This is a genomic window from Candidatus Magnetaquicoccus inordinatus, assembly GCF_004217665.1.
GTDB lineage: Bacteria > Pseudomonadota > Magnetococcia > Magnetococcales > Magnetaquicoccaceae > Magnetaquicoccus > Magnetaquicoccus inordinatus.
Genome location: NZ_RXIU01000156.1, coordinates 1 through 8,737 on the forward strand (window position 1 = coordinate 1; position 8,737 = coordinate 8,737).

Annotated in this window: 5 protein-coding genes and 1 pseudogene; 2 read left to right on the forward strand and 4 right to left on the reverse strand. The window is 50.7% G+C overall.

What is annotated here, in order from left to right:
* Positions 1-291 (forward strand): annotated as a pseudogene (locus tag EJP87_RS18555) (IS701 family transposase); the annotation flags it as partial.
* A gap of 117 nt (positions 292-408) precedes the next feature.
* On the forward strand, positions 409-3,996 hold the full coding sequence (locus tag EJP87_RS11220) for a PAS domain S-box protein (protein ID WP_227657591.1): 3,588 nt from the start codon (positions 409-411) through the stop codon (positions 3,994-3,996).
* 295 nt (positions 3,997-4,291) lie between these two features.
* Here EJP87_RS11220 and EJP87_RS11225 read toward each other — a convergent pair whose 3' ends face one another.
* The 4 genes from EJP87_RS11225 to EJP87_RS11240 form a co-directional block, all read right to left on the reverse strand.
* Entirely contained in the window at positions 4,292-4,957 is a 666-nt protein-coding gene (locus EJP87_RS11225) for a 4Fe-4S dicluster domain-containing protein (RefSeq protein ID WP_130471968.1), read from the reverse strand.
* Between the two features lie 34 nt (positions 4,958-4,991).
* The gene (locus EJP87_RS11230) at positions 4,992-7,556 is read right to left on the reverse strand and encodes a molybdopterin-containing oxidoreductase family protein (RefSeq protein WP_130471969.1); all 2,565 of its coding nucleotides are present in this window, start codon (positions 7,554-7,556) and stop codon (positions 4,992-4,994) included.
* A 33-nt stretch (positions 7,557-7,589) separates the two neighbouring features.
* Positions 7,590-8,381, reverse strand: a complete 792-nt coding sequence (locus EJP87_RS11235) for a hypothetical protein (RefSeq protein ID WP_130471970.1) — start codon at positions 8,379-8,381, stop codon at positions 7,590-7,592.
* A gap of 128 nt (positions 8,382-8,509) precedes the next feature.
* On the reverse strand, positions 8,510-8,737 hold a 228-nt coding region (locus EJP87_RS11240; protein WP_193771309.1), incomplete at its 5' end, for a hypothetical protein.

Here is an 8,737-nt window from a genome sequence, read left to right on the forward strand (position 1 = left end):
AAAAATGGATGGGGCTGGAAAGAAACATGGCAACAGTCCAGACAGGTTCTTCACCGATGGGTACACATCCTCTTTGCCGCCTATGCACTTCCACAACTCCTGACCATCTTGGGCGGAGAACAAGTCAGACAACTCGCCAACTTCACCCCTTGGCGCATCAATCGCACAGTAACGGCCGGTTTGGTGCGAACCGGGCTCCAAAGCCATTTCTCCCACATCCGAGTTCGCGACTGGTGGAACTCAAAGTCCCGGAAATTCATGCCTCCAAACGACATCCCACTGACCGGTTGAACCTGCGCGTCGGACAACGTATCCCAAAATCGGCCATTTCTCACTTGCACACCACACTTTCCACGAATCAAACGATCTTGGATTGGATGGTTGCGACTCTAAAGTTCAGACAATTTGTTGAGCGATGAAAAACGCAATAGAGAGGCAAGACTGGCAAAAGAGAGCGGAAAGTTGACTCTGGCAGGACCATTTGAACTGCTGCAGGGTGGCACAGCCATTATCGGACGGTTGCCGGTTTTTTTTGATGAAGCAGATCCCCAAACCTTCTGGGGATTTACAATGGTCTTGATCAGGATGCCAGCACTGCTTGATATTGTGCGTCTTTCTGATCTGGAGGCAGATGGTTACAGCTATGAACTGTGGCGAATTTACCCCGACAATGACAACCGCCATGTTTTTGCACAGTCAAAGCATGCGCTAAAAGTGGAACCAGCAACCTCCGTCATCGATGTGCCGAATGGTCGTTGGATGTTGAGTATCGCTCCATGGGATGGTTGGATCTCTACGACACGCATAACTGTTGAAGCCGTTTTCATTTTACTGCTCTCTATTGCCTCAGGCTGGCTGGCAAGGCGTGCACTATTTCAACAAGCGCAAAATAAAAACAATGCACAACTGTTCTGGGCAGTGATGAATGCCTCGCCTGTTCCTCTTGCAATCAACGAAGGAGACTCATTTCGTTATCTCAATCCCGCCTTTGAAGCTGTGTTTGGCTATTCACTGGACAAGATCCCAACACTGGAGCAATGGTGGCAGTGCACCTATCCCGACTCTTCTTCTCGAAAAAAAGTGGTAGACGAATGGAGAGCGAGAATTGAACAATGCAAACAAACATCCACTCCCGTTGAACCCTTGGAAGTGAGTATCCGCTGCAGCGACAATTCGTTGCGCTCGGTTCTGCTCTCCATTGAACCACTGGGAGTACCATTTATCGGACAACACCTGGTTGTAATGTATGATGTCACCCAGTTACGAGAATTGGCCGATCAACATGCGGTTCTCTTCACCAGATCACCTGATGCTTCGGTAATTGTTGATCCAGAAAATGGTTACATTATCGAATGCAACAACGCCACAGAAGGATTGCTTGGCGGGCCTCGTGAAAAAATTATCGGCAAAAGTGTCATTGATATTTCGCCTGTTCAGCAACCAGATGGACGACTCTCCGCCGAAGCAGGAAAAGAAATCATTCTCTCCTCCTTTCTGCAGGGATATATGCGGTTTGAATGGGTACACTGCCGTTTAGATGGCACTCCCTTTTGGGCTGAAGTCACCGTTGGTCGTTGTTTGTACAAGGGACGACAGATGTTGTTGGGTGCTTGGCGAGAAATTAGCAATCGCAAACATGCGGAGGCTCGTTTACAGGAGCTTCTTGCCTTTAACGAATCCATTCTGCTGCAATCACCTCTGGCGGTGGGGGTCTACCACGCCAATGGCAGTTGCGTGGTCGCCAATGCAGCCTATGCCATCCTTGTTGGCAGCTCCAGAGAGGATTTGATGGCACGCAACCTCCACCAGATCAAATCCTTTATCTCCACGGGATTGTACGAAGCGTGTCAAAACTCTTTGGCCGATAAGCAAGCACGTCGCCGCGAAATTCATGTTCCCTCCTCTTTCGGCAAAGAGATCTGGGTCGAGTGTCAAATCGTCCCCGTTCTGCTCAACAGCGAACCGCATTTGGTTCTCCAATTTTCTGATCTCACCGAGATCAAACTGCGGGAAATCGCTTTGCGGGCCAGTGAATCACGGTTTCGGATTTTGTATGAATCTACTCCGGCCATGCTGCATTCGATTGATGCCGATGGCCGGATCATCTATGTCAGCGATAATTGGCTGAAAAAAATGGGCTACAACCGCTCTGAAGTGATCGGCCGCCAATCGACAGAATTTTTGACCGATGAGTCTCGTCAACGCGCCATCGAAACGGTTCTCCCGCTTTTTTTCCGTAAGGGCATTACCAATGACATCCCTTACCAATTTGTCACCAAAAATGGCGAGGTTTTGGATATTTTATTGTCAGCCATTGGTGAACGTGATCCAAACGGCAGAATTGTGCAAAGTTTTACAGTTCTTCAGGATATCACGCAACGCAATCGGGATCAGCGCAGAATTGAGCAACTCTTGGCAGAGCAGAAAGCGATCCTGGACAACGAATTGATCGGAATAATCACCATCAAAGAACAAACAATCCTCTGGGCCAATCCTGCCTTCGAGCACTTTTTCGGCTATCAGCGTGATGCCGTTGTTGGTGTTCCGCTTAAAAGTCACTTCACCAGTGCGCATGCACACCAAGCGTTTATTCAGGCAGCCACTCCTGTTCTCCAATCAGGAAAGGTGTTCCGAACACAGTGGGAATTTTGCAATAGAGAGGGTACTCCCATGTGGATGGATGTCAGTGGCTCTCTACTCAAAACAGAAACAGGTGAATCGGTATGGGCATTCCTGGATGTCACGGAACAGCGACGCACTACTCTGCAACTGGAAGCGGCCAAAAATATGGCTGAAACAGCCACGCGAGTAAAAAGTGAATTTTTGGCCAACATGAGTCACGAAATTCGTACTCCCATGAACGCCATTCTGGGAATGGCAGATATGTTATGGGAGAGCGATCTGCATCCTGAACAACGCCAATTTGTTAAGGTATTTCGTTCCGCCGGGGAAAATCTGCTGGGGATCATCAATGATGTTTTGGATCTTTCCAAGATTGAAGCAGGACAGTTGATCCTTGAAACACGCCCTTTCCATCTTGCTGATGAAATGAATACTGTGTGCGAAATAATGGCACTGCGAGCCAACAGCAAAGGATTGCAATTGCAACAATATATTCATCCTGCTGTACCGAATCATCTGGAGGGTGATTCCATACGCCTGCGGCAAATCTTTCTCAATCTTTTAAGCAATGCCATCAAATTTACTGAACAGGGTATGATTTTGTTTGAAGCGACATGCCCGCCAACTGAGCAAGCGCCAGAACAAACGGCTGTCCTGCTGCAATTTAAAATCAAGGATACCGGTATTGGCATTTCGGAAGAGCGTTTGCAATCCATTTTTGAAAATTTTGTTCAGGCCGACAGCTCCATTACCCGCCGTTTTGGTGGTACTGGTCTGGGCTTGCCTATTGTCAAAAAATTGGTAGAAAAAATGGGAGGCGAGGTCAAGGTTGCCAGCCAACCCGGTACAGGCACGGAATTTATCCTGCTTTTGCCATTTGCATTAGGAAAAAAGGTGCAAGCGGTTGCACAGATTGATCCCACTGGGACAGATGATGAGAAAAACCTCTCTGCACTCCCTCATGGCAGCGGTACAGGTGCGACAAAAACTCCCTGGCGCATTCTCCTGGTGGATGACTCCGAAGAAAACCGCCTGCTTATTGCTGCCTACCTAAAAAATGCTGCCTACGCTTTGCAGATTGCAGAAAATGGTAAAAGCGCCCTGGAGATGATGCGCCTACACTCTTTTGATCTCGTACTAATGGATGTACAAATGCCTGTGATGGACGGATATAGCGCCACCCGCACCTGGAGAGAGATTGAAAAACAAGAGCATCGGCCCAGACTACCCATTTTTGCCCTCACTGCCTACGCATTGCAGGAAGATATCGCCCAAAGCCTGGAAGCCGGTTTCGACCAACACATCGCCAAACCCATCAAGAAAAAAACCTTGCTGGAGATGATTGCGCGAGTCTTGCACTCTGACTCTCGATAATAGCAGCTTGCGGATAATTGCCCACTCGACTCTCCAAAAAATCCAGGAGAGAACGAGAGGTTCTGACAGACAACCAGAACACCTGGCAATTATTCCACAAAGCACCTGCAAAGGTCTCTTGCCACAACCTCAGCAAGCCAGCAAGAGGGCGCTCGATAACAACAAAACGCCCTCTCCAAACTCTGTCTGGCCACATAAAGAAACGCGCTGCAGACTAAACTCCCTCCACCATACTCTGTTTGAGCGCCGCATCCAGACAATGGCGCCAGAGAACCACTACCTGCTTGAGCAGACCCTATTCGCTGACTTTACCCATGCGATGCGCAATAAAACCGATGGAAGGTTTGGTCAACTCAGGATTGGCCATGTCGCGTACCTGGCGCACCACCTTGTCACCAGGAGCAATCGCCTTGCTCTCCAACTCACCTGACCAAATCTTCTCAACCGGACCCATATCGAGCACCCGCATCATGCAGGCCTGGACACAATAGGGCTTGCGACCTGCCTCCAACTCATCGATACAAAAATTACACTTTTTCACAACATTGGCCTCGGCATCAAACTGCGGCGCCCCAAAAGGACAGGCCGCTTCACAACGCCGACAACCAATACATAAGGTGGAATCAATATCCACTACCCCATTGTCGGCCCGTTTCCAGATAGCCCCGGTAGGGCAGGTGGGCAGACAGGCCGGTTCAGCACAGTGATTGCAAGACATGTTGACCTTATAGGCAAACACATCCGGATAACGACCACCCTCGATATATTGCACCCGCCGAAAGCGCGGCCCCGGCGGTAAACCATTCTTATCTTTACAGGCAATTTCACAGGCCCGACAACCAATACAGTCCACATTATTATGGACAAAACCCAACTGCTCCTTGGGCACTACCGCTTTGTAAACGACTCGTTTTTTGGCTGCAATCCCTTCCAGCACTTGATCTCGTTCCAGCATGGACATCTTGCATTACTCCTTGACTATTCTAATCGGCCCGCTACTGGTCGCGCCGGAAAATATGGGCTCGGCTGATTGCCAACTGATCCCAACCCGGACGATGGCTGCGCTCTTTGCTTTTGCGCATCTTCACCAATACCGTGTTGTAGGCAAAGCCACCGGCTGGACTAGGCGCATCCAGAGTGAGAAAATCTGGATTGCCGGCACGATCCCAACCCTCTTTATCCAGATCCATCCACGCCCCTTCATGGAGCACCAGCACTCCAGGCATGCAGCGCTCGGTCACATAGGCCGGAACCACGACCCCTCCCCGATCATTATAGAGCTCCACCGTATCACCTGTCTGAATGCCCAATTTTTCTGCATCCCTGGCGTTTATGGTCACCTCTTGATCATAGGTCTCGCGCAACCAGGGTATGTTGTGAAAAATAGAGTGGGTACGCCAGCGTGGGTGTGGACTAATAAGATGATAGGGATGCGTCGCCGTTTTTGGACTATTTAATGATTCCCAAGGCTCAATCCACTTGGGAATAGCCGGAATGGCTGTGCCAAATTGGCTTTTTTTCCAATCCTGAATGGTTGCCAACTGCGTTGAGAAGATTTCAATCTTGCCCGAAGGGGTCTGAAAAGGAACACCCTTTTCAATCTGCTCACGAAAAGCCACGTGCGGTTTGTCCAACTTAAATTTATAGATGCCAGTGCGCTTGAAGGTCTGCCAATCCATGCGCACATTTTGATGCCCCATCACCTTTTCTTGCCACCAGGCTGACAAATAGGCTTCATCGACATCATCCGGGTGATGAAAATAGTCACGAGCAGCACGCGGGTTGTAGGCTTGCCCCAAAACCGGACTGATTCGCCAAGCAAGCTCGGTAAAAATCTGAAAATCGCTCTTGCTCTCTCCCATCGGCTCGATCACCTTGGGCCGATGGATATAATAGTGGCCCTTGTACCATGGCAAAGCCACATCATGGCGCTCAAAATGGGTGGCAACCGGCAACAACACATCGGCCCACAACCCAGAGGGGGTAATTGTTGAATCCAGACAGACCACCAACTCCAGCTTTTTGATTGCCTGCAACTGTTTGTTGATGTTGGGCAGTTGATTCAGCCAATCCGAACCTTGCCAAAAAATCCCCTTGATGTTGGGAATCACTCCATCCGTTGCATCAGCACGCGGCCAAAGACCAATATCCTCGCGTTGCACATTGGGATAGTTTAACACACAATGGGCCCAGGTATCGGACTTGATGGAAGCAAAATAGATATTGGCATATTGATCATAGGGATAGGCCACCGCCTCCGCATGCCAAGCCTTGCCAATTCCCTCGGAACAGCCCCCCAACACCCCAATATTTCCGGTCATGGCCTGCAACGCTGCCGCCATACGGTTATACTGCTCGCCATAGGCATTGCGTCCTGGGGCCCAGGAGGCTTTGAGCGCTGCCGGCTTGGTGGTGGCATACATTTCGGCCAGCTTGCGAATATCCTTGGCCGGAACTTGGCAAATCGCTTCAGCCCATTCCGGGGTCTTGGGAGTATTATCATATTTGCCAAACAGATAATCCCGAAAATTTTCCTGCCCTTTGGCCCATTCAGGCATGGTCCCGGCATCGATCCCCTGACAAAAACGATTGATAAACTGCTGATCCTGCAGATTGCGCTCAAAAATATGGTAGGCCATACCTGCCATCATTGCCGCATCGGTATTGGGCCGAATCGGAATCCACCAGGCATCATAGGTGGCTGCCGAATCGGTATATTGCGGATCGATGACCACAAACTTGCACCCTTGCTGCTTGGCCAAACGCATATAATAAAAGGTATTGCCGCCATGAAAGGTATAGGCAGGATTCCAACCCCACATGATGATCAATTTGGAGTGGGCAAAGGTATCATCTTCATTGCCATCTTCGATGGTACCAAAGGTCATGCGTGAGCTGAACTTGGTCGCCTCATAGGAGGGGATAGACCAGGAGCTGGTCCGACAGCCAAACATGCCCAAAAAGCGCCCCAACAATCCCTCAATCTGATCGGATTTGTGCAAAACCCCATAAGAGGCCCCGGCATAACTTTGATCCAACAAAGCGGTATTGCCCCAGCGCGCCTTGATGGAGACCATCTTTTCGGCAACATAATCCAACGCCGTATCCCAACTGACCCGGCGAAACTGTCCCGATCCCCGCTCACCGCTACGAATCATCGGATGCAGCAAACGTTCTGGAGAATAGAGCCGACTGCGATAGGAGCGGCCACGCAAACAGGCGCGCAACTGCGGCTCCTCAAAGGTATCCTTGCCAAAACTGCCATCCTGCTGAAAGCGTCCATCATCAGTGGAAAGGCGAACTATGACATCACCTTTCTTGTGGGCCACCAAAACATGGCGTGAGCCACAGTTATGGGCACAACTGGTCACCACTGTCTCCAACTCATCATCCCGTGGATAGGGCTCATAGGGAAAAGCCTCAGCCTTTTTGACGCCCCCCCAATCCAAGAGACCAGAACTGGCTGCCAATGCCGCACCACCGGCTGCCGTCTGCAAAAAACTGCGCCGATTCATGTTCAACTGGACTTTCGGGCCGCGCCCACCAGATGCTTCACTCATCCTACCACTCCTTCCGCCAGCGCGTGGCTACAATCAGGGTTTTTCGCCAGCCAGGCGAAACCGTTGTTCTGAATCACTCGGACGACCTTTGGCCCAATCCGGTGTGGTTTTGGGCATATCCGGCCAAGGGTGCCGAGGATAGGGATAACTGAGCCGATACCAGGCCCGCCCACCATGGCATCCATAACAAAGGTCTGAATCCTTCTCTGCCAACTCTTCAATCGCCTTGCCGTGTAAATAGCTGACCTGATGTCGCTTGGTACGAATCGTGGCGTGGCACAACAAACAGTTGTTTTGCATATCGGCGCCTACTTCATGCCACGGCCCAGGCAACTCCATCGACTCATAGGGAAAACGTCCGTGACAACGCAAACAGCTCTCCTCCACATTCACCGTCTTGCGCAAAGTAAAACGCTTCTCTTGTGCTGTATTCTCTCCCGACAGGGCGGGAGCTTTTTCACGCGGATCACTGCCTCTATGACAAAAATTGCATTGCAAATTCATCACTTGCTTTGCCAACGCAGTGGTCAAATGGCGCTGATGAAAGTTTTTCTGCTCCCCTTCATAGCCGCCGATCGTCTGATACCAGGCCAAAGTTTGGCTGGGCAGAACACCCGATGGCGAACTCTCGCGCAGTGAAGGCTGTACTATCTCTTGATGGCAGTTCAAACAATCGGCATTGCTGGCTTGATCTATGGCAGGCGGAAAATGCAGGGGATGCCAACGCGCCTCTTGATAGTCAGCTCCATAAACGGGAATACACCCCAGCAAATAAAGAATCAGGACGGTCAATACCGCCATGGAACGGTGCATTGTGTAGGACATGTTTGGTTCTCGCCGGTTGTGCCAACCCATGACGGAATGGCAGCAAAAAAGCAGAAAAAAACCCGATCACCGCCTTGTCCACTGGAAAGGTGCGACAAGACGGGATCGGGCTATGCACATTCAACAGATCAATTTGCCGGAGGCGTCCACTGTCCAGCGTTGTTGTTCTGACCACCCTGGCCCTGCATGCCGCTCATCCCGGACATACCGCCCATGCCACCCATGCCGCTCATCCCGGACATGCCGCCCATGCCACTCATCCCGGACATACCGCCCATGCCCGACATGCCACCCATGCCGCTCATCCCAGACATGCCGCTCATGCCACCCTGGGGATAGAAATAGATCTGTCCCTG